The following is a 23,638-nucleotide window of genomic DNA, read 5'->3' as shown; positions in this document are numbered from 1 at the left end:
GGCCCATCCACTGACGAGGCGGTTCAGACATGTTGCGCGAAGGATTCGACCTGGGGATCACGCTGGTGGTCGGGCTGTTCTTCCTCGTCTTCGCCGTTGTCGCCTTCGTCTTCGCCGCCATGGCGCGCGAGGACGCGTACCGCGCGGCGGACAAGCAGACCAAGAAGTTCTGGCTGATCATCCTCGGGATCAACCTGGTCCTGAACCTGGTCCTGGACATGCTCTTCCTGCAGATCGCCGGCGTCATCGCCGCGATCGTCTTCATGGTCGACGTCCGGCCCGCCCTCAAGCAGGTCTCCGGCGGAGGCGGCGGGCGCCGCGGCGGGTCCAGCAGCGACGGGCCGTACGGGCCGTACAACGGCGGCCGGTAGGACCGACTGAGCCAAGAGGAAGGGCCCGGGGCCACAGCCCCGGGCCCTTTCCCGTGCCGGGGCGCGGGCCCCTCTTCTTCCGTGCCAGGACCGCCGCGTCAGCCCCGGGCCCTTTCCAGCGCCAGGACCGCCACGTCGTCCGTCAGCTCGCCGCCGTTCAGCGACCGCACCTCCGTGACGGCCGCTTCGAGCAGGTCCTCGCCCCGCAGGCCCTCCGACAGCTGCCGGTTGATCATCTCGACCATCCCGTCCTGCCCGAGCCGAGGCGAGCCCGGGCCCGCCGAGCGGCCCTCGATCAGGCCGTCCGTGTACATCAGCAGGCTCCACGCCGCGCCCAGCTCCACCTGGCGGCGCGGCCAGCGGGCGCGCGGCAGCAGGCCGAGCGCCGGGCCGCCGTCCTCGTACGGCAGCAGCCGTGCCGGGCGGCCCTTGCGGGCGATCAGCGGCGCGGGGTGGCCGGCCAGGCAGAGGCCCGCCCGGCGGCCGTCCGGCGCGATGTCGACCGTGCAGAGCGTCGCGAAGATCTCCTCGCTCTCCCGCTCGTGCTCCAGGACCCGCTGGAGCGTCGAGAGCAGCTCGTCCCCGCACAGTCCCGCGAAGGTCAGCGCCCGCCAGGCGATGCGCAGCTCCACGCCGAGCGCGGCCTCGTCCGGGCCGTGCCCGCAGACGTCGCCGATCATCGCGTGGACCGTGCCGTCGGGGGTGCGGACGGTGTCGTAGAAGTCCCCGCCGAGCAGGGCGCGGGAGCGGCCGGGCCGGTAGCGGGCGGCGAAGCGCAGGTCGGAGCCCTCCAGGAGCGGGGTGGGCAGCAGCCCGCGCTCCAGGCGGGCGTTCTCCTGGGCCCGCAGCCGCGACTCGGTCAGCTTCACCTGCACCGCGTCGGCGCGCTTGCGCTCGACCGCGTACCGGATCGCCCGGCTCAGCAGCCGGCCGTCGAGCTCCTCGCGGAAGAGGTGGTCCTGGGCCCCGACCCGTACCGCCTCCGCCGCCAGCTCCGCGTCGGCCGAGGCCGCGAGGGCGAGGACGGCGTGGCGCGGGGCGAGCCGCAGGATGTGGCGCAGCGGCGCGAGCGGGTCGTCACCGGCCGCGCGGGGGCCGGGCAGGGCCAGGTCCACCAGGACGCAGTGCACGTCGTCGGTGAGCAGCCGCTCGGCCTCGGTCAGGTTGCGGGCGGTACGGATCCGGACGCGGGTCCCGTCCCGGTCGTCGAGCATCTCGGGCACGGCGAGGGCACCCGCCGGGTCGTCCTCGACGACCAGCAGGGTGAGGTCGGCGCCGGTGCCTGTGGCAGCGGTGACAAGAGCGCCGGGCGCCGCTGCAGAGACGATTCTCTGGCGCGGTACGGGTACGGGCATCGGTCGCGGTTTCCTTCCCTCCCCCCGAGGGCGCGGCGGGGCGACGAACGACGTCCCGCCAGACGGGGACCATAGCGGTAGCGCGCGGGGGAGCGGAATGCCGATCAGAGTATGAGCACCGAAGAGCCATTGGCATATGCCGCGCATGGGGAGGTTGTTGCCCTCGGAGCCATGACGAACATCACGCCGGGGTGGTGTGCGGAAGTGAACGGGGTCACTCCGGGCGGACCACGCCCAGGATCTCCATCGAGCCCGCGCCCGCGAGCGTGACGTCCCGGCCCGGGCGCGGCGCGTGCACGATCGCGCCGTTCCCGACGTACATGCCGATGTGGCTGGCGTCCTTGTAGTAGACGATCAGGTCGCCGGGCCGCATGTCCTTGATGTCCACCTTGGGCAGCAGCCGCCACTGCTCCTGCGAGGTGCGCGGAATGTTCCGGCCCGCCGAACCCCAGGCCCGCTGGGTGAGCCCCGAGCAGTCGTACGAGTCAGGGCCCTCGGCTCCCCAGATGTACGGCTTGCCGATCTGCGCCGTCGCGAACTCCACCGCCCGCTTGCCCTGCGGCGTCGCCGTGGCGGTCAGGCCCTTGAGGACGCCGGTGTTCACCCAGGCGGTCTGCTGGCGGTACTGCTCCTGCTCCTCCAGGCGCCGCAGCCGCTCCAGCTCCTCGGCCGCCAGCTGGGACTCCAGCTTCTTCGCCGCGGCTATCTTGTCGTTGATGTCCTTCTTGGCCGTCGCCTGCTTGACGCGGTTGGCCTCCAGCTTGGTCCAGTTGGTGCCCGCGTCCTTGGCGTAGACGGTCAACTGGGCCTGGGTCCTGGTCATTTCCGCGAGCAGGTCCTTCGTGGCCTTCTGGCCCGCCTTGAACCGTCCCGCGTTGTCCAGGAAGAGCTGCGGGTCGTCGGTGAGGACGAACTGCGCGCCGTCCGGCAGACCGCCGTTGCGGTACTGCGCGCGGGCCGCGGCGCCCGCCTGGGCCTTGAGCGCGTCGATCTTCTCGTTGCCGGCCACGATCATCTGGGCCAGCCGCACGATCTCGGCGGACTGCTCCTTGGTCTGCTCCTCCGCGAGGTTGTACGCGTCGGTCGCGGCGGCGGCCTGCCGGTAGAGGCCCTCGATCTCCTTGCGTACCTCTTCGAGGGTCTTCTTCGGCGCGGCGGGCGCCCCGGGCGGCAGCGGGTCGGCCGAGGCCTGGAGCGTCAGCGCGGGTGAGGCGAGCATCGTCAGGGCGCAGACCACGGTGATCGCGGCGCTGACGCGGCGGCGTCGGTTCACAAGCTCCCCCTCAGTGCGGCCCGCACCCGTGTCCGGCAGCCGGTATCTGATTTACCGTCAGTAACTTGGTGGCGACCTTGGCGATAGTGCCATGCGTGACGTCAAAGCAACAGGGGATACCGGCCCCTGTCGGGTCACTCTCCCTCAGACGGGACGGGTGGGGAGGGAGTTGCGTTCCCGATCGAGCCGGAATTCACCGGCAATTGGCGCATCGGCAAGCGGGCGCGCCCGCCGGATCCCCGCTACCCGCTACCCGCTACCCGCGCGGCGCCAGCGCCTCCCAGCGGACCGTCACCTCGCCCTGCCGCCACCGCTGGTACCCGTCCGTCAGGGGCCAGTCCGCCGCCAGCGTCCGTACGGCCCGGATCCAGCGCTGCCGCGCGCCCAGCGAGGCGTACGGGGCGGCCGCCGCCCACGCCCGGTCGAAGCCGCGCAGGAACGCGTGGACCGGCTCGCCCGGCACGTTGCGGTGGATCAGCGCCTTGGGCAGCCGTTCCGCGAGGTCGGAGGGCCGGTCGAGCGAGCCGAGCCGGGTCGCGAAGGTGACCGTCCGCGGTCCTGACCGGTCGAGGGCCACCCACACATGACGGCGCCCGATCTCGTCGCAGGTCCCCTCGACGAGCAGTCCGCCCGGGCCGAGCCGCGCGCACAGCCGCGCCCACACGGCGGCGACCTCGTTCTCGTCGTACTGGCGCAGCACGTTCGCGGCCCGGATCAGCGCGACCTCGCCCGGCACCGGGACCTCGAAGCCGCCGTGCAGGAAGGTGAGGCCCGCGCGCTCGTACGGCTTGGCGGCGGCGACCCGGGCCGGCTCGATCTCGATGCCGACGACCTCGGTGCGCGGGTCCGCTGTCCGCAGCCGGGCCAAGAGCTCCACGGCGGTCCAGGGGGCGGCGCCGTACCCCAGGTCGACGGCGACGGGCGGCTCGGCGGAGCGGCGCAGGGCGGGGCCGTGCGTGGCGGCGATCCAGCGGTCCATACGGCGCAGCCGGTTCGGGTTGGTGGTCCCGCGGGTGGCCGTGCCGACGGGTCGGGACACGGCGGGGAGGTTGGTGCGCGGGGCCATGGAACGAGGGTACGGGCCGGTGCCGGACGGTGGTGCCACGCCGTCCGGGACGGCAATGAATTGGCAAAGAGGAAATGGATGGGGCGATTCCGGCGTTGTCGCCCGTGGAAGGTGCCGCGCGCGCCACCTTCGCCGTGCCCGCAACGCCCGACCCGCGCAATCCCGACCCGCGCGAATGCACCACCCGCGCAGTGCCCGACCAGCGCAATGCACCACCCGCGCAACGCCCGCAAGCCCCCGACCCAGCGGAAGGACCGTCGACGTGAGCCAGTACGTGTCCCGGCTCGCCGGCTCCCTGGCGACGCCGCCCCGGCTCCGGCTCCCCGGACGCCACCGGAGCCCCCGCCGGGTGGCCATGCTCAGCGTCCACACCTCGCCCCTCCACCAACCGGGCACCGGCGACGCCGGCGGTATGAACGTGTACATCGTGGAGCTGGCCAAGCGGCTCGCCGCGATCAACATCGAGGTCGAGATCTTCACCCGGGCCACCACCGGCGGCCTCGCCCCGGTCGTCGAACTCGCGCCGGGCGTTCTCGTACGGCATGTGGACGCGGGCCCGTACGAGGGGCTCGCCAAGGAGGAGCTGCCGGCCCAGCTGTGCGCCTTCACGCACGGCGTGATGCAGGCCTGGGCGGGGCACCGGCCCGGCCACTACGACCTGGTCCACTCCCACTACTGGCTCTCCGGCCACGTCGGCTGGCTCGCCGCCGAGCGCTGGGGCGTCCCGCTGGTGCACGCCATGCACACCATGGCGAAGGTCAAGAACGCGGCGCTCGCCGAGGGCGACACGCCCGAGCCCGCGGCCCGGGTGATCGGTGAGACGCAGATCGTCGACGCCGCCGACCGGCTGATCGCCAACACCTCCGAGGAGGCCGACGAACTGGTCCGCTTCTACGACGCGGACCCCGGGAAGGTCGCCGTCGTCCACCCCGGCGTGAACCTGGACCACTTCCGCCCGGCGGACGGCCGGGTCGCCGCCCGGGCCCGCCTCGGGCTGCCCGCCGACGCCTTCATCCCGGTCTTCGCGGGCCGGATCCAGCCGCTGAAGGCCCCCGACATCCTGCTGCGGGCCGCGGCCAGGCTCCTGGAGCGCGACCCGTCGCTGCGCTCGCGCATGGTCGTGCCGATCGTCGGCGGGCCGAGCGGCAGCGGCCTCGCCAAGCCCGAAGGGCTGCAGAAGCTCGCCGCCCGGCTCGGCATCTCCGACGTCGTGCGCTTCCACCCGCCGGTCGGCCAGGACCGCCTCGCGGACTGGTTCCGCGCTGCGTCGGTGCTGGTCATGCCCTCGTACAGCGAGTCCTTCGGCCTGGTCGCCATCGAGGCGCAGGCGGCCGGCACCCCGGTCGTCGCGGCGGCCGTGGGCGGCCTCCCGGTGGCCGTACGGGACGACGTCACCGGCTTCCTGGTCCAGGGCCACGACCCGGCCGACTACGCCCGCGCGCTCGGCCGCTTCGTCGACGACCCGGCGCTGACCGGGCGGATGGGCGCCGCGGCGGCCCGGCACGCGGAGTCCTTCGGCTGGGACACGGCCGCCTCGGGCACGGCGGACGTGTACACGGCGGCGATGCACGATCACCGCCGTCGCGTACGCTCGCTGCATGGCTGAGCGAGCTGAGCGGGCTGAGGGCGTACGGCGGGTCGTCGAGGACACCTTCAAGGACGCCGAACTGGAGTGGGAGTCGCCCGAGCCGGGCTCGTACGTCGTCAAACTCCCCGGCACGCGCAAGCTCTTCACGACGCTCTCCCTCCGCGTGGGCCGGCACTCCCTCTCGCTGAACGCCTTCGTCATCCGCCACCCCGACGAGAACGAGCCGGCCGTCCACCGCTGGCTCCTGGAGCGCAACCTCAAGCTGTACGGCGTGAGCTACGCGGTCGACGGCCTCGGCGACATCTATCTCACCGGCAAGCTGCCGCTGGCCGCCGTCACCCCGGAGGAGCTGGACCGGCTGCTGGGCTCGGTCCTCGAAGCGGCGGACGGCTCCTTCAACACGCTTCTGGAGCTGGGTTTCGCGAGCGCGATCCGGCGTGAGTACGAGTGGCGGGTCTCGCGCGGCGAGTCGACCCGGAATCTCGACGCGTTCACCCACCTGACCCAGAAGCCCGCGAACCGGCCTTCTTGAGAAGACTGCCGGTCGATACGTGCGCGATCGGTCACTCGTTCGTGGGAGTGTGAGGAATCCGAACAGAGTAGCGAGACATGCGGCGCTACGCTCGCATCATGACGACAACGACGGCCGCTGACGGTGCCGGGCACGCCCGGTTCACGTACCGGCTTCGTGTGTCGTCCACCGCTCTTGCCGTTCTGTTGGGCGAGTGGGACCGGTGCCGCTGGATCTGGAACGAGTGCGTTGCACGGTCGAGGAAGGCTCACCGGGAAGGTGAGACGTGCGGCCCCGCTCGTCTCGACAAGATGCTGACCGAAGCCCGTGCCCGGTTCGCGTGGCTTCGCGAGGGCAGCAGCGTGCCGCAGCAACAGGTGGTCCGCGATTTCGCCAGGGCCCGTACGAAAGCGCTCAAGGACGTGAAGGACCAGCTACCGGGCAAGCGCCGGGCCGGTATGCCGAGGCACAAGAAGAAGGCTCTGGCCGGCCTGACGCTCAACTACACCCGGCGCGGCTTTCGTCTCAAGGACGGGAAGCTGCATCTCGTGGGTGGGGTCGCCCTGACGGTAGTCTGGTCGCGGGATCTTCCGGCCGAACCGACGAGCGTGCGCCTCTACCGTGACAGCCTCGGTCACTGGTACGCCTCGTTCGTCGTCGCGATCGAAGCCCAACCGCTCCCGGCGACTGACACCGTGCTCGGTGTCGACTGGGGCGTGAAGGAGACGGCGACTACCACCAGCGACGCCCACGACCTCCCCCACGCCGAACACGGCAAGAAGGCCGCTGCCAAACTCGCCGGGTACCAGCGGATGATGGCCCGCAAGGCCGCCGACGCGGCGATCTCCGCTACCAAGCACGAACTGATCAACATGGCGCGCAAGCACGGTCGTGACCTGCGGCTCGTGCACCCCGCGCACACCACCATGGACTGCGGACTTTGCGGAGCAAGAACCAAGCACGCACTCCCGCTGTCGGAACGCACCTACACCTGCACCGCATGCGGAGCCGTCTCCCCCAGAGACAAGAACTCCGCACGCGTAATGCTCGTCCGGGCTGGTCTCAACCCGGCTACCGTTGATTGCGGAAGACCTGACGGACCGTCGGTCCGCCTGGCTGCATGAGGTAGGAATCCCCCTCAGCCACGAGGGGGAGGAGTCAACTTCCAGTGCGCGTACGGCGGGCGGCCGGCGGCGGTCGGCGCCGGCGGGGACGCAGCTCCACGGCATCAACGTGGAGGGGCTCTCCAGCTACAACGTCTGGTCGCGCGGGGTGATGGAGATGGGCACCTTCGACACGCACCGGGGCATGCCGTTCGCCAACGTACGGACGGAGATCACGGTCGACAACAACGGCCGGCACGGCGGCGACGCCTCGGCGGGCCCGCTGTACGGCGCCCGGTTCACGCACTGGAACGTGACGGTGACCAACGGCCGGGCGGGCCTGGTCAAGATCGACACGATCGCGCCGTACAGCGCGACGGTGGGGATCAGCGAGGTCACGGAGTTCGACCAGATCGACGTACCGGACTTCGCGGGCGAGCTCCACGCGCGCGTGGAGGCGTACGGGACTCCGGGGACCGTCCGCCCCCGGAACCTGTACGAGGCGCAGCGGGACCTCAGGCGCTGACGGAGGGGGAGACGGTACTGGTCTTCACTTCGGCCAGAGCGTCGACCGGACTGCCGGCGGTGTTGCCGGCCGGACCGTCGGCAGTGTGGTCGGCCGGACTGTCTGCCGGACTGTCGGCCGCGACCGGTGCGTCATCCTCGTCGAGGACCTTGCGGAGCCGGGTCATGTACCCGATCGCGGCGAGGGTTCCGATGACGCCCGTACCCATCCAGAGGAAGTCCGGTCCCGGCCCGTCGACGACCCATCCGGCGAGGATCGGGGCGAGGAAGCCGGACAGCGCCCAGGACATGCCCATGACGCCCTGGTAGCGGCCGCGGGCGTGTTCGGGGGCGAGCTTGGCGGTGGCGGCGGCGTTCGTCGGGACGTGGACCATCTCGCCGATGGTCCACACGACGACGGTCACGGCGAAGACGAGCGGGGTGCCGGCCAGGGCGGTGGCGCCCGTACCGACGGCGAAGAGCAGCGAGGAGACGGTGAGCAGCATCGCCGGGGAGCGCTTGTCGGTCACCTTGTTGACGAGGAGCTGGAAGCCGACGATCACGACGCCGTTGACGGCGATGACGGCGCCGTACGCCGAGGGTTCGAGCCCGTTGGCCGCCATGGAGAGCGGCAGGCCGACCCAGGGGGCGGTGAAGACGAGACAGATGAGGAGGTTGAGGAGGACGAGGGTGCGGAACGGGGCGTCGCGCAGGACGTCGAGGACGCTGACGCGGTCCTTCTCGACGATCTCGCCGGCCGGGTTCCGGCGGGCCTCGGGGCGGGTCTCCGGGAGGCGCAGGAAGACGATCAGGGCGCACAGGGTGACCGCGACGGCCTCGACGACGAAGAGGGTGCGGTAGCCGAGGAACATCGCGGCGCCACCGCCGAAGGCGGCGACGGCGAAACCGAGGTTGAGGGCCCAGTAGTTGAGGGCGAAGGCCCGGCGGCGGTCGGGCTCGGGGACCATGTCGGTGATGGTCGCCTGGATGGACGGCCGGACGGCCTGCATGGAGACGCCCATGAGCAGGACGACGGCAGCGACGCCCCAGGCGGTGGTGACCAGGGCGAGGCCGGCGGCGCAGGTGGCCGTCACCAGGTGCATGGTGACCATCGTGGGCCGGCGGCCCCACTTGTCGGTGAGGGTGCCGCCGAGCGGGGAACCGGCGACGCCGCCGAGGCCGTGCAGGGCGACGACGAGCCCGGCGAACCAGGCGGAGTGGCCGAGCTCCTGCGTCAGGTACAGCGACAGGAAGGTCAGGACGAAGGCGCCGGTCCGGTTGACGAGGGTGGAGAGCCAGAGCCACCAGAAGCCCTGGGGGAGACCCGAGACGGTGGCACGGGCTGATCGTCTGAGCGAGTCGAAGGACATGTGTGGCGGGCTCCCCGTGCCTGTAAGTGTCGCTGTGCAGACACGTAACTTACGAGCCGGGCCTTCCCGGACGCCACTGAATTGACGGCGATCGTCAACCGTCCACGGACTGTGCACCGTGCGCGAGGCGCCCCCGCCGTCGTTTAGGCTCGGACGCATGGCCGACGCACCGTACAAGCTGATCCTCCTCCGCCACGGCGAGAGCGAGTGGAACGCGAAGAACCTGTTCACCGGCTGGGTGGACGTCAACCTCACCGAGAAGGGCGAGAAGGAGGCGGTCCGCGGCGGTGAGCTGCTCAAGGACGCCGGCCTGCTGCCCGACGTACTGCACACCTCCCTCCAGAAGCGCGCCATCCGCACGGCGCAGCTGGCGCTGGAGTCCGCCGACCGCCACTGGATCCCGGTCCACCGCTCCTGGCGTCTGAACGAGCGCCACTACGGTGCGCTCCAGGGCAAGGACAAGGCGCAGACGCTCGCGGAGTTCGGCGAGGAGCAGTTCATGCTCTGGCGCCGCTCGTACGACACCCCGCCGCCGGCGCTCGAGGACGGCACCGAGTTCTCCCAGTCGGACGACGCGCGCTACGCGACGATCCCGCCGGAGCTCCGCCCCCGCACGGAGTGCCTGAAGGACGTCGTCGACCGCATGCTCCCGTACTGGTACGACGGCATCGTCCCGGACCTCCTGGACGGCCACACCGTCCTGGTCGCGGCCCACGGCAACAGCCTCCGCGCCCTGGTCAAGCACCTGGACGGCATCTCGGACGAGGCCATCGCGGGCCTGAACATCCCGACGGGCATCCCGCTGGTCTACGAACTGGACGAGAACTTCAAGCCCCTGAACCCGGGCGGCACGTACCTCGACCCGGAGGCGGCGGCCGCGGCGATCGAGGCGGTCAAGAACCAGGGCAAGAAGTAACTCGAAGGCCCCGATGGAGCCCCCTACCTGCGGTTTCTCCGCGGGCAGGGGGCTTCTTCGCATTCCGGGGCCGCCTGTGGGTCGTCAGGGGGGGGCGGGGCCGCGAGCGGCATCGCCGTGGCTGATGAGCGTGTCGTCAGGTCACCGCCCCCAGAGTCGCTCCACAGGCCCCCTGCACGCTGAGACTCGGGGGCCTCATGAGTGGTGCGGGGGTCCGATGACCTTCTGTCCGATCTGTTCGGCGAGCCACTCCGCGAAGCGCTCCTCGTAGCCATCGCCGTTGCGGCGCCGCACGTGGACGAGCACCAGGTGCGTATCGGCGGCGGCTTCGAGCTCGCGAGAGTCGCAGTTCAGCAGGAGCGTGACCTCGGCGTGGTTGCTCTCGCCATGCAGGTCACGTTCGGGCGCCTTGGGCCACGACAGTGAGGACCAGTGGATCTCAGCCGGGTGGGGGCCTATCACCGCAGCGAAATGATCCTCGATGCTCCCCAGGGGCTGGTCGATCATCGAGACGGTCAGCGGAAGATACGCCTGCGTGTCAGCCAGGTTGTCGGGAAGCTCCCGCCCGGGAGCGTAACGGGTCAGGTCCGGGATGCCGGGTGGCGGAACGACGGGCGCGGCCCTGTTCCAGGACGTGAACCACGACTCCGGCAAAGCGTCGCGCAGCCGACTCACCTCGGCCACGGTAGGCACCACGGCCTCCACCGACACCTCGGAGTAGGGCTGGACACCGAAGGCCACCATCCGGCGAGCCAGACGCAGGGCCAGATCACGGTCGGGTGTCCGAATGACGGGGAAAGCAACGCCGGTCGACATGGGAAGACTCTGCCACCACCTCGAACGGGGAGGCCTTCCCTTTTCCACCGCAGGACCGGCAAGATCCAGAGGAAGCTGGTTAGTTCGAGCACCGCACAAGTGCGGCTGATCAATTGAGGCTTCACCCGGCCTCCGCGCCAACTACGGTACGGATCACCCACACTGGAGGTCATATGGCTGACTACGCCTCTCATGCGCACAAGGCTCAGGAGCTGCTCGAAACCGTCGAGCGGGAGTCAAAGGGCCGTCTCAGCCATGAGACCCGTGTGCGGATGGCTCAGGTCGAAGCGCTTCTGGCGCTCGCTGCCGCGACGGACCGACAGGAGACACCTGCTACACCTCGGTGACAGCGGCCCGATCCTCCATACAGCAGGGGCACCGCACCTCAGCAGGAGCCCGTGCCGTCGCGCCCCCTCCCTCCTGCAGAGGTGGCCACAGCCTTGTGCGCCCCAGTGCTCCTGCGGAGAGGTGTCATGCGCCCACATGCGCCTTCCGTAGAGCCAGGAGCACTCGACACACTCGGCTGGTCCGTCCGTCTGACGACGCCAGGGGGAGCATTGGCTCGAACGCAGTCCAAGTGCGGAGCGCTCACGCAGAAGGGGACTCGGTGTCAGCGCCTCGCCATGATCGGAGCGTCCAGGTGCGACCGTCACCGTGGTGAGTGGTCCTCCTACGAGGTTGAGAAGCGCAGGGTGAAGAAGAAGCGGAAGTAGTCGGCCGCTGGGCCGTCTCTGGGCCGCGGGAAGACGAAAGAGCCCCCTATCTGCGGTCTCTCCGCGGGCAGGGGGCTTCTTCACGCTCCTGGGCCGAGGAGTGAAAGGGAGTCACCGGCCCTTCACGCGTCCGGTCGGGCGTCGAGTTCGGCCAGCAGGCCGCGGACGTGCTGCTCGATGGCGTCGCGGATGGGGCGGACGGCGTCCACGCCCTGGCCGGCGGGGTCGTCGAGCTGCCAGTCGAGGTAGCGCTTGCCGGGGAAGTAGGGGCACGCGTCGCCGCAGCCCATGGTGATGACCACGTCGGAGGCCTGGACGGCTTCGGTGGTGAGGACCTTGGGCGTCTCGGCGGAGATGTCGATGCCGACCTCGGACATGGCGGCGACGACGGACGGGTTCACCGTGTCGGCGGGCGCGGAGCCGGCCGAGCGCACCTCGACCCGGTCGCCGCCGAGGTGGGTGAGGAAGGCGGCGGCCATCTGGGACCGGCCCGCGTTGTGGACGCAGACGAAGAGGACGGACGGGGGCGCGGGAGTGCTCACGGCGGGACTTCCTGTGCGGGACGGCGGGCTTCAGCGGGTGTGCGGGGGCCTTCGGTGGGGGTGTTCAGGGGGCTTCAGAGGGTGTGCAGGGGGGCTTCAGTGGCGGGCGGTTGCGAGTTCGGGCCCGTCTGCCGCCGCGGGTACCGCATCGAGCGGGGCTGCGGAACGGCCGAAGAGGGCGACCGCCAGGGCGACGCCGACGCCGGCACCGAGGAGCTGGGCGGCGACGAAGGGCGGTACGGAGGCCGGGGCGATGCCCGCGAAGGTGTCGGAGAGGGCTCGCGCGACGGTCACGGCCGGGTTGGCGAAGCTGGTGGACGAGGTGAACCAGTAGGCCGCCCCGATGTAGGACGCCACCAGGACCGGGCCGAGCCGCTGCTGGGCGGTGCGGCCGAGCCCGAGGACCAGGAGGACCAGGCCGGTGGTGGCGACGATCTCGCCGAGCCACAGATGACCGTCGGAACGGTCGCGGGTGGAGAGCCGGACGAGCGGTTCGGCGAACATCGCGTTCGCCAGTACGGCCCCACCGGTGCCACCGACGATCTGCGCGGGCACGTAGGCCGCCACGGCCCGTGGTTCCAGGCCGTCGGTGCCGTGGCGTCCGGTCCACCACACGGCCAGCGTCACGGCCGGATTGAAGTGGGCCCCGGATACCGGGCCGAGCAGGGCGATCAGCATGCCGAGCCCGAAGACCGTGGCCAGTGAGTTGGCCAGCAGCTGGAGGGCGACGTCCTCGGTCAGCTCGGTGGCCTGGATGCCGGAGCCGACCACGATCGCGACGAGGGCGGCGGTGCCGATCAGCTCGGCCAGCGCCCGACGCCCCAGGGAAGGCATCACCTGACCACTGCGGCCGGGACGGCGTCGGCCGGCGACTGCAGCAGGGAGGAGAGCCGGGCGAGGGCGGCCGGCAGCACCCAGTAGTAGACCCAGGTACCGCGCCGTTCGGAGCCCACCAGTCCCGCTTCCCTGAGCACCTTGAGGTGGTGCGAGATCGTGGGCTGAGAGACGTCGAACGGGCCGATGAGTTCACACACGCAGGCCTCGCCGCCCTCGTGCGAGGCGATCAGCGAGAGCAGGCGCAGCCGGATCGGGTCCGACAGGGCCTTGAACATCCTGGCCAGGTCGACGGCATCCGATTCGCCCAGCGGCTCACGGACCATCGGCGAGCAGCACGCCACCTGGTCGTCCTGCCCGATCACAGGCAACTCCGATTTCGACATGCATCTATGTTGACATCCATCTAATCAAGAGGCAACCTCGATCTCATCAGCCTGCATCGACAGATGTCGAAACACCGTCGCATCGTGAAGCTCAGGGAGAGGAGACCGTCATGTCCCGTATCCAGCTCGCCCTCCGCGTCGCCGACCTCGAAGGCTCCGTCGCGTTCTACTCGAAGCTGTTCGGCGTCGAGCCGGCGAAACGTCGCCCCGGGTACGCCAACTTCGCCGTCACCCAGCCGCCCGTCAAGCTCGTCCTCATCGAGGGCGACGCGGGCCAGGACACCCGGCTCGACCACCTGGGCGTCGAGGTCGAGAGCACCGAAGAGGTCGCCGCCGCCACCGCCCGCCTGAGGGACGCCGGTCTGGCCACGTTCGAGGAGACAGGCACGTCCTGCTGCTACGCCCTCCAGGACAAGGTCTGGGTCACCGGACCCGGCAGGGAGCCCTGGGAGGTCTACGTCGTGAAGGCCGACGCGGACACCCTCGCCAAGACCGCCAACGCCGCCAAGACCGCCAAGGCCACGCCCGACGCCACGCCCGACGCCTGCTCGTGCGGCATCTGCTCGTGCGGCACCTGAGCGACTCCGTCCTGCCGGGAGCGGGCCTTTCCGGCCTTTCTGCCGAAAGGCCGTCCGAAAAGCCGTTGTTGTGGCCACGGGACTCGCATAAGGTCCCCTACGTGATCACCGGATCGGCGACTCTTCGCCACACACGGACGGGCAAGCCGGTAGAAGGCTGATCCCGCGGCGGGGGTGCGTACGCCGCCCCCTGCGTTCGGCACGTGGACCTCCCTGGACCTCTGTGGGCATCGCGCCCCTTCAGTCCAGTCGTTCCCACCCAGCCGAACCCACAGCGAGGTCTTCCACCCATGGCAGTCAGCTTCAACCACACCATCATCGCGTCCAAGGACAGCGCCGAGTCCGCCCGCTTCTTCCGCGAGCTGCTCGAACTCCCCGAGGCCCCGTCCTGGGGACCGTTCGTCAATGTCCAGCTCGCCGACGGCGTCCTGCTCCAGTTCGCCACGCCGCCCGGCGAGATCGAGATCCAGATGCAGCACTACGCGTTCCTCATCGACGACGAGCTCTTCGACCGCGCGTACCAGCGGCTCTGCGACGCTTCCGTCGAGCACTGGGCCGATCCGCAGATGCGGCTCCCGGGCGAGATCAACCACGGGCACGGCGGCCGAGGGGTGTACTTCAAGGACCCCGCCGGTCACGCCATCGAGCTGATCACCCGCCCGTATATCTAGGGCGGTGACGGCGGTGGCGCCGATAGCCTCCGGCCATGGCTGACGACACCGCACTCCGGCTGGAGAAGATCACCCCTGACAACATCGACGCCGCGCTCGCCCTGCGCGTCCATCCCCACCAGGAGAAGAACGTCGCCTCCGTCGCGCATTCGCTCGCGGAGGCGTACGCCTTCGGCGCGACCGCCTGGCCCCGGCTCATCCTCGACGGCGACGAGGTCGTCGGCTTCCTGATGGCCTTCCTGGACATCCAGTGGGCCCCGGAGAAGAACCCCGACGACCGCCGCAGCGGACTCTGGCGACTCAACATCGCCGCCGACCGGCAGGGCAAGGGGTACGGGCGGTTCGCCGTCGAAGCCGTACGCCAGGAGATACGGCGGCGCGGCGGCGACGAGCCGTCCATGTACGTGACCTGGGAGCCCGGCGAGAACGGGCCCGAGGGGTTCTACCTCGGGCTCGGCTTCCGTGCGACGGGGGAGACCAGCGGCCGGCAGACCGTCGGCGCCCTCGACCTCTGACACCACACGCGCGCGGCCCCGCCCGGGAGGATCCGGGCGGGGCCGCGCGCGTGTGGTGTCAGGACGTCACGAACGTCAGGACGTCACGAACGTCAGGAACGTCGGGACGTCACAAACGTCAGGACGTCAGGAACGGGCGACCTCAGCCGCAGCCCCCGCACTGGCACGGCCCGCCGGACTGGCAGCCGCAGCCGCAGCCCGCTCCGCACGAGCAGCCGCTGAGGCCGAGAACGGGCAGGAACACCGCGTCGCGCGGAATCGCCTGCTGGGTGTCGGTGGTGGCGGTGGTGGCGGTCTCAGCCATGGGGTCCCCTCCTCGGAGGCGTACGTCGCCTCTCCCCATTGCATGCCCACCCTCCCGGGCGCATCAACGGCGCACAGGAGTGCGAACGCCACCCCGCCCGGTCGCCCCTCCGGGGCTACGCGCCCTCGACCGGGGCGTCCGCCTGCTGCAGCTCGTCCGCGTGCTCGCCCGTCACCAGGTACACGACGCGCTTCGCCACCGACACCGCGTGGTCGGCGAACCGCTCGTAGTAGCGGCCGAGCAGCGTCACGTCGACGGCCGTCTCGATGCCGTGCTTCCAGCGGTCGTCCATCAGGTGCTGGAAGAGCGTGCGGTGCAGCAGGTCCATCTCGTCGTCGTCCTGCTCCAGCTGGAGCGCCAGGTCGACGTCCTTCGTGATGATGACCTCGGCCGCCTTCGCCATCAGGCGCTGCGCCAGCTGCCCCATCTCCAGGATCGTCGCGTGCAGGTCGCGCGGGACCGCCGTCTCCGGGAAGCGCAGCCGCGCCAGCTTCGCCACGTGCTGCGCCAGGTCGCCGGAGCGCTCCAGGTCGGCGCTCATGCGCAGCGAGGTCACCACGATCCGCAGGTCCGTGGCCACCGGCTGCTGGCGGGCCAGCAGGGCTATGGCCCGGGCCTCCAGGTCGTGCTGGAGGTCGTCGACCTTCTGGTCCGCGGCGATCACGGTCTCCGCGAGCTTCAGGTCGGCGTCGAGCATGGCCGTCGTGGCGCGCCCGATCGCGGACCCGACAAGGCGGGCCATCTCGACCAGGCCTTCGCCGATCGAGTCAAGTTCCTCGTGGTACGCGTCCCGCATCGATGTCCCTCTCTCACTGATGTCCAGGGTCCCGGTCGGGCTTGGACCCCCACGCTCCCACGTTCGGGCCCCTACGCGTCCGCAGCCTCCACCCGAAGTGAATGAACCTTTTCGCCCCGGTGAACTCTGGGCGACCCGGGCCACCCCTCCGCTCGGTCCAAATGAACCGGCACAGTCCCCACGGTGAACTCTGGGCGACGACTGTTCGAGCAGCCACTCGGACGGCTGGGAGAGAGTCTCTCGTGCCGCATAACCTTGAGGACATGGACGTGAACGCGGCGGTGGCCGCATTGGCCGCGATCGCCGGGGTGTGCACCGGCGTGATCGCCATGCTGGCGTTCCGCTGGAGCGAGCGCGACCAGGCGCGGCCCACCCGGACCTCCCTGCACACCGACGCCGTGCTCCCGCCCGGCGTCGACACCGTGCTCTCCGTGCTCCGATCCTCCGCGGTCGTGCTCGACGAGAGCGACTCCGTGGTCAAGGCCAGCTCGGCGGCGTACGCCCTCGGCCTGGTCCGCGGAGGGAAGCTGGCCGTGGAGCCGATGCTCAACATGGCCCGCGACACCCGCCGCGACGGGGAGATACGACAGGTCGAGCTCGACCTGCCCCGGCGCGGCACCGGACGCGGCGAGGCCCTCGCGGTCTCCGCCCGGGTGGCCCCGCTCGGCTCGCGCCTGGTGCTGCTCCTGGTCGAGGACCTCACCGAGGCCCGCCGTATCGAAGCGGTACGGCGCGACTTCGTCGCCAACGTGAGTCATGAGCTCAAGACTCCCGTAGGGGCGCTCTCCCTGCTCTCCGAGGCCGTCATGGACGCCTCGGACGACCCCGAGGCGGTCACCCGCTTCGCCGGCCGGATGCAGATCGAGGCGACCCGGCTGACCAACCTCGTACAGGAACTCATCGACCTCTCGCGCGTGCAGAACGACGACCCGCTGGAGGACTCCGAGCCGGTACGGGTGGACGAACTGGTCGCCGAGGCGATCGACCGCTCCCGGCACACGGCCTCCACCAAGCAGATCACCATGGCCTCCGGAGGCACCGCCGACCTGCACGTCTGGGGCAGCCGCGGCCAGCTGGCCGCCGCCCTCGGCAACCTCGTCGAGAACGCCGTCAACTACTCCCCGGCCCGTACGCGCGTGGGTATCGCGGCCCGCCGCGTGGCCGCCCCCGGCGGCGACCTGATCGAGATAGCGGTGACCGACCAGGGCATCGGCATCTCCGAGAAGGACCGCGAGCGGGTCTTCGAGCGCTTCTACCGTGTCGACCCGGCCCGCTCCCGTGCCACGGGAGGTACGGGACTCGGCCTCGCCATCGTCAAGCACGTGGCCGCCTCGCACGGCGGAGAGGTCACGGTCTGGAGCACCGAAGGCCAGGGCTCCACCTTCACCCTGCGGCTGCCCGAGGCGGGCGCCGTACGGGACCGCCGCTCCTCCGCCTCCACCTCCCCCACCCCCGATCTCATGACCGAACCGCTCCCTGCCCCGGAGGTCCTTCCGTGACCCGAGTGCTTGTCGTCGAGGATGAGGAATCCTTCAGCGACGCCCTGTCGTACATGCTCCGCAAGGAAGGCTTCGAGGTCGCGGTCGCCGCGACCGGGCCCGACGGCCTCGACGAGTTCGAGCGCAACGGGGCGGACCTCGTCCTCCTCGACCTGATGCTGCCGGGCCTGCCCGGCACCGAGGTGTGCCGCCAGCTGCGCGGCCGCTCGAACGTCCCGGTCATCATGGTGACCGCCAAGGACAGCGAGATCGACAAGGTCGTCGGGCTGGAAATAGGAGCCGACGACTACGTGACCAAGCCCTTCTCCTCGCGGGAGCTCGTCGCCCGCATCCGCGCGGTCCTGCGCCGTCGCGGTGAGCCGGAGGAGGTCACCCCCGCCGCCCTGGAGGCCGGCCCGGTCCGCATGGACGTGGACCGCCACGTCGTCACGGTCGCCGGCGGCAAGGTCGACCTTCCGCTGAAGGAGTTCGACCTCCTGGAGATGCTGCTGCGCAACGCGGGCCGCGTCCTGACCCGTATGCAGCTGATCGACCGCGTCTGGGGCGCGGACTACGTGGGCGACACCAAGACCCTCGACGTCCACGTCAAGCGCCTGCGCGCCAAGATCGAACCGGACCCGGGCGCCCCGCGCTACCTGGTGACGGTCCGCGGCCTCGGCTACAAGTTCGAGCCGTAAACCGCGAGCGTCATCCGTACGCACGGAGAAGGGGCGCCCCGCCGGAGTGATCCGGTGGGGCGCCCCTTTCCCTTACGGGTGCGTCAGTGGCCGGCCGCGTGGCTGGCCTCGCCCGACGGGGTCGCGGAGCCCGAGGGGGTCGCGGTGCCCGACGGGGTCGCGGTCGCGCCGGGCTTCGCGCCGTGGCCCGCCTCGCCGGTCGGCGTCGCGGTGGCCGAACCGGTCGGCTTGGCGGCCGGCGGCTGCGGGATCACGGTCGGGCCGTACTCCTTGAAGTAGCTGGTCGCCGGGACGACGAAGGCCTCCAGGGAGACGTCGCCGGTCTTGCTCAGCTTGAAGACGAGCTCCTGCGCGTTGCCGTCCTTCACGGCCTCGTGGCCGTTCTCGATCGTGGCGGAGGCGTTGTCCTTGCCGCCGATGACGACAGAGCCGCCCGCGGGGATGGTGATCGGGCCGGTGCCCTCGGCGGCCTTGAGCTTCACCGGCGCGGCGGAGTCGCCCAGGGTGATCGAGTCGAGCGTCTGCGGCGCGGTGCCGTTGTTGAACACCGTCGCGGAGACGACGGCGGGGCCCGCCGCGCCGACGGTCGGCTGGGTGATCACGAGAGCGTTCTGGATCTGGACGTCATCCACCGTGACGGCCGCGTTGTCCGGCCGGACGCCGAGGGTCTGCGCGTTGTTGCCGGCGCCACAGGCGGACAGCGAGGCGATCGAGATCACGATGGCGGTGGCGGCGAGGGCGCCGCGTCGAAGGCTGCGGCTCACGGCGGCGGCATCTCCTAGGACGTACGGACAGGCTAAGGACGAGTCGGCTGGAGTGGAGCTCAGGACCAACCGGCCAAGGACGAGCTAAAGGTGCGTCAGCGGCCTTAGGTTACCGAGCCACCCTCTCCGTCCCGCACCCGACCCGCCCCTTCACGCCCCACCCCGCCCCGGTGGCCCCCCGACACGGATCCCGAACCCGGCCCGAGCCCCGTTCCGGCGCGGATCCCGAACCCGGCCAGAGCGGCCCCGAGGCCGTCCCCAGCGCGCCCCGCCCGACCCCGCACCCCCACCGCACCGGACCCCGCACCCGCACCGCGCCTCCCACTCACCCAAGCCGTGTCCCGATCACGTCGCATTGACGCTCCGTTCACATAACCGACTTGATCAATTCGGCGATCGTCCGCGTATTCCACCGCCCGCCCCACGGAAAAACTCGCTTCACACCTGTGGGTGATCAATTCGGGATTCGGTCCGAGATGCATCCGCACGGGTGGCCGATCCTCGAACGGAGTAGGTGAGGTTGTGTACTCTGAACCAGACAAAACGGGGCATCGCACCCCCTCTGGGACCCCTCGGGTCGGCGTGACGCCCGTGTTTCTCTCCGTCCGCGCAGCCGCTCCGACCTGCGAATACCGCCTTCCGGAAGCCCTCCGCAGCACGTTCGCGTCGCTGTTGTCAAGCCCCGAGATATGCCCTGACCTGCGAAAACGCCATTCAGAAGAAGCCGTATCCGTGTTACCCTGGATAGCCACGGAAGGGGTACCTGTCACATGACGTTCAAGGTTGGCGACACCGTGGTCTATCCCCATCACGGGGCCGCGCTGATCGAGGCCATCGAAACTCGCCAGATCAAAGGCGTGGACAAGACCTACTTGGTGCTCAAGGTCGCCCAGGGCGACCTGACGGTTCGTGTGCCGGCGGACAATGCGGAGTTCGTCGGTGTTCGCGATGTAGTCGGTCAGGATGGACTGGACCGGGTCTTCGAGGTGCTGCGCGCACCGTACGCCGAGGAGCCCACGAACTGGTCCCGACGCTACAAGGCAAACCTCGAGAAGCTCGCCTCCGGCGATGTCATCAAGGTCGCCGAAGTGGTCCGCGACCTCTGGCGCCGGGAGCGCGAGCGCGGACTCTCCGCAGGTGAGAAGCGCATGCTCGCCAAGGCTCGGCAGATCCTGGTGAGCGAGCTGGCGCTCGCGGAGAACACGAACGAGGACAAGGCCGAGGCTCTCCTCGACGAGGTCCTCGCGTCCTGAATGAAGCGATGCCGCGGTGCCCGCTGGCGTGCTGTGTCCCACACAGCTCTGCCGCCGGGCGCTGCGGCATGTTTCGTCTCATGTGTCCCGTGCGTCCGTCCCGAATGTCTCGTGCGCCGCGACGGCGAAGCCGACGGCGAGGTCCGGGTGACCCGCGACGTGACGACCGTCTCGTGACGCGTCCGTCCACGAAACGCCCGCACGCGCCGGCGAACGCCCGCACGCGGCGCTCTCAGCCCGCTCGTCCCAAGCCCCCTCGCGTCCCACGCGTCCCACGGATCCTGTGCCACGCGCCACGCCCCGACCGTCGTCACGGAAAGGGCCCGGTCAAGGCGGAGCGCCGGCACTCCCCCCAGCCTTCGGCCGGGGGCACCCCCAGGGCCATACCCATGTCCCCCGAGGAAACAAACCTGCCGGAGTGCAACCGATGACTGACGAAACGCGTCCCACACGGACCGCCGTGGTGATCCCCGCGGCGGGCCGGGGCGTACGCCTCGGCCCGGGCGCCCCCAAGGCGCTCCGCGCGCTGAACGGCACCCCCATGCTCATCCACGCCGTCCGGGCGATGGCCGCCTCCCGCGCCGTCTCCCTCGTCGTCGTGGTCGCTCCCTCCGACGGCGCCGCCGAGGTCAAGAACCTCCTCGACGACCACGCGCTGCCCGAGCGCACCGACTACCTCGTGGTCCCCGGCGGCGACACCCGCCAGGAGTCGGTACGCCTCGGCCTCGCCGCGCTCCCCGAGGGCGTCACCACCGTCCTCGTCCACGACGCGGCCCGCCCGCTCGTGCCGGTCGACACCGTCGACTCGGTCATCGAGGCCGTCCGCGACGGGGCCGTCGCCGTCGTCCCCGCCCTGCCGGTGTCCGACACCGTCAAGGAGGTCGAGCCCGCGGCGGCCAAGGGCGACCCCGAGAGCGTCGTCGCCACCCCCGAGCGCTCCCGGCTGCGCGCCGTCCAGACCCCGCAGGGCTTCGACTACGACACCCTCGTCAACGCGCACGCGACCGTCGCCCTCACGGGTGACGGCGCCACCGACGACGCCGGCATGGTCGAGCGGCTCGGCGCGCCCGTCGTGGTCGTCCCCGGCCACGAGGAGGCGTTCAAGGTGACCCGTCCCCTCGACCTCGTACTGGCCGAGGCCGTACTCGCCCGCCGGAGGGCCAACGATGGCTTCTAGCAACCTGCCGCTGGTCGGCATCGGCACCGACGTCCACGCCTTCGAGCAGGGCCGCGAGCTGTGGTGCGCCGGACTCCTGTGGGACGGCCCCGAGAACGACGGGTACGGACTCGCCGGGCACTCCGACGGTGACGTCGCCGCCCACGCCGCCTGCGACGCGCTCTTCTCCGCCGCCGGCATCGGCGACCTCGGCGCCCACTTCGGCACCTCGCGCCCCGAGTGGTCCGGCGCCTCCGGCGTCACCCTCCTCGCGGAGGCCGCCCGGATCGTGCGCGCCGAGGGGTACGAGATCGGCAACGTCGCCGTCCAGGTCATCGGCGTCCGCCCCAAGGTCGGCAAGCGCCGCGACGAGGCGCAGAAGGCGCTGAGCGCGGCGGTCGGCGCACCCGTCTCCGTCTCCGGCACGACGACGGACGGCCTCGGCCTCACCGGCCGCGCGGAGGGCCTCGCCGCCATCGCGACGGCCCTGGTGATCCGTACGGCCTGAGCGCCCGGGTCGCCCGCCCGCCTCGCCGGAGTTCGCGCGGTGCCGTGCCGAAAAACTCGCCCCGCGACCGGCAATCGGTCGCGGGGCACTACCACACGCCCACTACCCTGGAGTGGTGACTATTCGCCTGTACGACACCAGCGCCCGGCAGATCCGTGACTTCACCCCGCTCACACCGGGCACCGTCTCGATCTACCTCTGTGGTGCCACCGTGCAGGCCGCCCCGCACATCGGGCACATCCGGTCGGGGCTGAACTTCGACATCATGCGCCGCTGGTTCGAGTACCGCGGCTACGACGTCACGTTCATCCGGAACGTCACCGACATCGACGACAAGATCATCGCCAAGGGCGCCGACCAGGGCCGCCCCTGGTGGTCCATCGGCTACGAGAACGAGCGCGCCTTCAACTCCGGCTACGACGCCCTCGGTTGCCTGCCGCCCACCTACGAGCCGCGCGCCACCGGCCATGTCACCGAGATGGTCGAGATGATGCGCGGGCTCATCGAGCGCGGCCACGCCTACGAGGCCGACGGCAGCGTCTACTTCGACGTCCGCTCGTTCCCCGGCTACCTCCAGCTCTCCAACCAGGACATCGACGACCTCCGCCAGCCCGACGAGGGCGTCGGGGGCAAGCGGGACCCGCGCGACTTCGCCATGTGGAAGGCGACCAAGCCCGGCGAGCCCGACTGGGAGACCCCCTGGGGCCGCGGCCGGCCCGGCTGGCACCTGGAGTGCTCGGCGATGGCCCACAAGTACCTGGGCTCCGCCTTCGACATCCACGGCGGCGGCCTCGACCTGATCTTCCCGCACCACGAGAACGAGATCGCCCAGGCCAAGGCCTTCGGCGACGACTTCGCCTCGTACTGGGTGCACAACGCCTGGGTCACCATGAGCGGCGAGAAGATGTCGAAGTCGCTCGGCAACTCGGTGCTCGTCTCCGAGATGGTGAAGAACTGGCGCCCCATCGTCCTGCGCTACTACCTGGGCACCCCGCACTACCGCTCGATGATCGAGTACAGCGAGGAGTCGCTGCGCGAGGCCGAGGCCGCGTTCGGGCGCATCGAGGGCTTCGTCCAGCGCGTCACCGAGAAGGCCGGCAAGACCGTGCCGCCCGCCCCTGAGGTACCGCCGGCCTTCGCCGACGCCATGGACGACGACCTGGGCGTCCCGCAGGCGCTCGCGATCATCCACACCACCGTCCGCCAGGGCAACAGCGCGCTCGCCGCCGACGACAAGGACGAGGCCATCGCCCGCCTCGCCGAGGTCCGGGCCATGCTCGGCGTCCTCGGTCTCGACCCGCTCGACCCGCACTGGGCCGAGGAGTCGGACCGGGGCGAGGAGCTGCACGGTGTCGTCGACACGCTCGTGCGCATGGTGCTCCAGCAGCGCGAGTCCGCCCGCGAACGCAAGGACTGGGCCACCGCGGACGCGATCCGCGACCAGCTCGGCCAGTCCGGCCTCGCCATCGAGGACAGCCCCGAAGGCCCCCGCTGGACGCTGGGCAGCCGCTGATGATGTGCCGCTCCGGCAGCCGGGCGGCACACTTCACTTACAAACCTATGCACGCA

The 23,638-nt window shown here is 70.7% G+C and carries 25 protein-coding genes and 1 pseudogene; 15 read left to right on the top strand and 11 right to left on the bottom strand.

Annotated elements, in window-relative coordinates; translation table 11 throughout:
- Positions 1-29 precede the first annotated feature (29 nt).
- A complete protein-coding gene (locus ACF09C_RS26325; RefSeq protein WP_392094849.1) occupies positions 30-371 on the top strand; it encodes a DUF2516 family protein in 342 nt (113 codons plus the stop codon).
- A gap of 98 nt (positions 372-469) precedes the next feature.
- Here ACF09C_RS26325 and ACF09C_RS26320 read toward each other — a convergent pair whose 3' ends face one another.
- The 3 genes from ACF09C_RS26320 to ACF09C_RS26310 all read right to left on the bottom strand — a co-directional run bounded on the left by ACF09C_RS26320 (position 470) and on the right by ACF09C_RS26310 (position 4,065).
- On the bottom strand, positions 470-1,726 hold the full coding sequence (locus ACF09C_RS26320; RefSeq protein WP_392094848.1) for a PP2C family protein-serine/threonine phosphatase: 1,257 nt from the start codon (positions 1,724-1,726) through the stop codon (positions 470-472).
- Between the two features lie 214 nt (positions 1,727-1,940).
- Complete coding sequence (locus tag ACF09C_RS26315; protein ID WP_392094847.1) at positions 1,941-2,999, bottom strand: C40 family peptidase; 1,059 nt, start codon at positions 2,997-2,999, stop codon at positions 1,941-1,943.
- 256 nt (positions 3,000-3,255) lie between these two features.
- Entirely contained in the window at positions 3,256-4,065 is an 810-nt protein-coding gene (locus tag ACF09C_RS26310; protein ID WP_392094846.1) for a class I SAM-dependent methyltransferase, read from the bottom strand.
- A 262-nt stretch (positions 4,066-4,327) separates the two neighbouring features.
- Between ACF09C_RS26310 and mshA the strand changes: the two genes are divergently transcribed.
- From mshA to ACF09C_RS26290, 4 genes and pseudogenes are all read left to right on the top strand, one after another.
- Positions 4,328-5,671: a D-inositol-3-phosphate glycosyltransferase gene (gene mshA, locus ACF09C_RS26305; RefSeq protein ID WP_392094844.1), complete on the top strand. Its 1,344-nt coding sequence runs from the start codon at positions 4,328-4,330 to the stop codon at positions 5,669-5,671.
- Positions 5,664-6,185, top strand: a complete 522-nt coding sequence (locus tag ACF09C_RS26300) for a YbjN domain-containing protein (RefSeq protein ID WP_392094842.1) — start codon at positions 5,664-5,666, stop codon at positions 6,183-6,185. The genes mshA and ACF09C_RS26300 overlap by 8 nt, the downstream gene beginning before the upstream one ends.
- A 98-nt stretch (positions 6,186-6,283) precedes the next feature.
- Positions 6,284-7,288 carry an RNA-guided endonuclease InsQ/TnpB family protein gene (locus ACF09C_RS26295; protein ID WP_392094841.1) on the top strand — a complete coding sequence of 335 codons (1,005 nt, stop codon included), beginning with the start codon at positions 6,284-6,286 and terminating at the stop codon, positions 7,286-7,288.
- A gap of 73 nt (positions 7,289-7,361) precedes the next feature.
- A pseudogene (locus ACF09C_RS26290) lies at positions 7,362-7,793 on the top strand (hypothetical protein); the annotation flags it as partial.
- On the opposite strand, the gene ACF09C_RS26285 reads toward ACF09C_RS26290, so the two are convergent.
- Positions 7,783-9,141: an MDR family MFS transporter gene (locus ACF09C_RS26285; RefSeq protein ID WP_392094840.1), complete on the bottom strand. Its 1,359-nt coding sequence runs from the start codon at positions 9,139-9,141 to the stop codon at positions 7,783-7,785. The pseudogene ACF09C_RS26290 and the gene ACF09C_RS26285 overlap by 11 nt on opposite strands.
- Positions 9,142-9,298: 157 nt before the next feature.
- Between ACF09C_RS26285 and ACF09C_RS26280 the strand changes: the two genes are divergently transcribed.
- Entirely contained in the window at positions 9,299-10,057 is a 759-nt protein-coding gene (locus ACF09C_RS26280) for a phosphoglyceromutase (RefSeq protein WP_392094839.1), read from the top strand.
- A gap of 195 nt (positions 10,058-10,252) precedes the next feature.
- Here ACF09C_RS26280 and ACF09C_RS26275 read toward each other — a convergent pair whose 3' ends face one another.
- The 4 genes from ACF09C_RS26275 to ACF09C_RS26260 all read right to left on the bottom strand — a co-directional run bounded on the left by ACF09C_RS26275 (position 10,253) and on the right by ACF09C_RS26260 (position 13,348).
- Positions 10,253-10,873, bottom strand: a complete 621-nt coding sequence (locus tag ACF09C_RS26275; RefSeq protein ID WP_392094838.1) for a hypothetical protein — start codon at positions 10,871-10,873, stop codon at positions 10,253-10,255.
- Between the two features lie 835 nt (positions 10,874-11,708).
- Entirely contained in the window at positions 11,709-12,128 is a 420-nt protein-coding gene (locus ACF09C_RS26270; protein ID WP_392094837.1) for an arsenate reductase ArsC, read from the bottom strand.
- A gap of 96 nt (positions 12,129-12,224) precedes the next feature.
- Positions 12,225-12,962: an aquaporin gene (locus ACF09C_RS26265; RefSeq protein WP_392094836.1), complete on the bottom strand. Its 738-nt coding sequence runs from the start codon at positions 12,960-12,962 to the stop codon at positions 12,225-12,227.
- Positions 12,962-13,348: an ArsR/SmtB family transcription factor gene (locus ACF09C_RS26260; RefSeq protein ID WP_392094834.1), complete on the bottom strand. Its 387-nt coding sequence runs from the start codon at positions 13,346-13,348 to the stop codon at positions 12,962-12,964. Before ACF09C_RS26260 ends, ACF09C_RS26265 begins: the two co-directional genes overlap by 1 nt.
- A gap of 110 nt (positions 13,349-13,458) precedes the next feature.
- On the opposite strand from ACF09C_RS26260, the gene ACF09C_RS26255 reads away from it, so the two are divergent.
- The 3 genes from ACF09C_RS26255 (at position 13,459) to ACF09C_RS26245 (ending at position 15,112) form a co-directional block, all read left to right on the top strand.
- Positions 13,459-13,926 carry an ArsI/CadI family heavy metal resistance metalloenzyme gene (locus ACF09C_RS26255; RefSeq protein ID WP_392094832.1) on the top strand — a complete coding sequence of 156 codons (468 nt, stop codon included), beginning with the start codon at positions 13,459-13,461 and terminating at the stop codon, positions 13,924-13,926.
- A 290-nt stretch (positions 13,927-14,216) separates the two neighbouring features.
- Entirely contained in the window at positions 14,217-14,597 is a 381-nt protein-coding gene (locus ACF09C_RS26250; RefSeq protein ID WP_392094830.1) for a VOC family protein, read from the top strand.
- 35 nt (positions 14,598-14,632) lie between these two features.
- Complete coding sequence (locus ACF09C_RS26245; protein ID WP_392094829.1) at positions 14,633-15,112, top strand: GNAT family N-acetyltransferase; 480 nt, start codon at positions 14,633-14,635, stop codon at positions 15,110-15,112.
- 142 nt (positions 15,113-15,254) lie between these two features.
- On the opposite strand, the gene ACF09C_RS26240 is transcribed toward ACF09C_RS26245, so the two are convergent.
- Both ACF09C_RS26240 and phoU read right to left on the bottom strand, forming a co-directional pair.
- Positions 15,255-15,416 (bottom strand): hypothetical protein, encoded by a 162-nt coding sequence (locus ACF09C_RS26240; protein WP_392094827.1) that lies wholly within the window; start codon positions 15,414-15,416, stop codon positions 15,255-15,257.
- Between the two features lie 115 nt (positions 15,417-15,531).
- Complete coding sequence (phoU, locus tag ACF09C_RS26235; protein ID WP_362423797.1) at positions 15,532-16,212, bottom strand: phosphate signaling complex protein PhoU; 681 nt, start codon at positions 16,210-16,212, stop codon at positions 15,532-15,534.
- 263 nt (positions 16,213-16,475) lie between these two features.
- Here phoU and ACF09C_RS26230 point away from each other — a divergent pair, with 263 nt between their 5' ends.
- Together ACF09C_RS26230 and ACF09C_RS26225 are read left to right on the top strand one after the other, a co-directional pair.
- Positions 16,476-17,711, top strand: coding sequence for a sensor histidine kinase (locus ACF09C_RS26230; RefSeq protein ID WP_392094825.1), 1,236 nt, complete (start codon positions 16,476-16,478; stop codon positions 17,709-17,711).
- Positions 17,708-18,388, top strand: coding sequence for a response regulator transcription factor (locus tag ACF09C_RS26225; protein ID WP_015035162.1), 681 nt, complete (start codon positions 17,708-17,710; stop codon positions 18,386-18,388). Before ACF09C_RS26230 ends, ACF09C_RS26225 begins: the two co-directional genes overlap by 4 nt.
- An 83-nt stretch (positions 18,389-18,471) precedes the next feature.
- Here the strand turns inward: ACF09C_RS26225 and ACF09C_RS26220 are convergent, their stop codons facing one another.
- A complete protein-coding gene (locus tag ACF09C_RS26220) occupies positions 18,472-19,152 on the bottom strand; it encodes a DUF461 domain-containing protein (RefSeq protein ID WP_392094823.1) in 681 nt (226 codons plus the stop codon).
- A 770-nt stretch (positions 19,153-19,922) separates the two neighbouring features.
- On the opposite strand from ACF09C_RS26220, the gene ACF09C_RS26215 reads away from it, so the two are divergent.
- The 4 genes from ACF09C_RS26215 to cysS all read left to right on the top strand — a co-directional run bounded on the left by ACF09C_RS26215 (position 19,923) and on the right by cysS (position 23,582).
- Positions 19,923-20,405 carry a CarD family transcriptional regulator gene (locus tag ACF09C_RS26215; protein WP_003953493.1) on the top strand — a complete coding sequence of 161 codons (483 nt, stop codon included), beginning with the start codon at positions 19,923-19,925 and terminating at the stop codon, positions 20,403-20,405.
- 427 nt (positions 20,406-20,832) lie between these two features.
- On the top strand, positions 20,833-21,582 hold the full coding sequence (gene ispD / locus ACF09C_RS26210; protein WP_392094822.1) for a 2-C-methyl-D-erythritol 4-phosphate cytidylyltransferase: 750 nt from the start codon (positions 20,833-20,835) through the stop codon (positions 21,580-21,582).
- On the top strand, positions 21,572-22,069 hold the full coding sequence (gene ispF / locus ACF09C_RS26205) for a 2-C-methyl-D-erythritol 2,4-cyclodiphosphate synthase (protein ID WP_392094820.1): 498 nt from the start codon (positions 21,572-21,574) through the stop codon (positions 22,067-22,069). The genes ispD and ispF overlap by 11 nt, the downstream gene beginning before the upstream one ends.
- Positions 22,070-22,184: 115 nt before the next feature.
- Positions 22,185-23,582 (top strand): cysteine--tRNA ligase, encoded by a 1,398-nt coding sequence (cysS, locus tag ACF09C_RS26200; RefSeq protein WP_392094818.1) that lies wholly within the window; start codon positions 22,185-22,187, stop codon positions 23,580-23,582.
- The last annotated feature ends 56 nt before the right edge of the window (positions 23,583-23,638 follow it).

The sequence above is a fragment of the Streptomyces sp. NPDC014870 genome (assembly GCF_043081505.1).
Lineage (GTDB): Bacteria > Actinomycetota > Actinomycetes > Streptomycetales > Streptomycetaceae > Streptomyces.
This window is presented reverse-complemented; position numbering and strand designations above follow the sequence as displayed.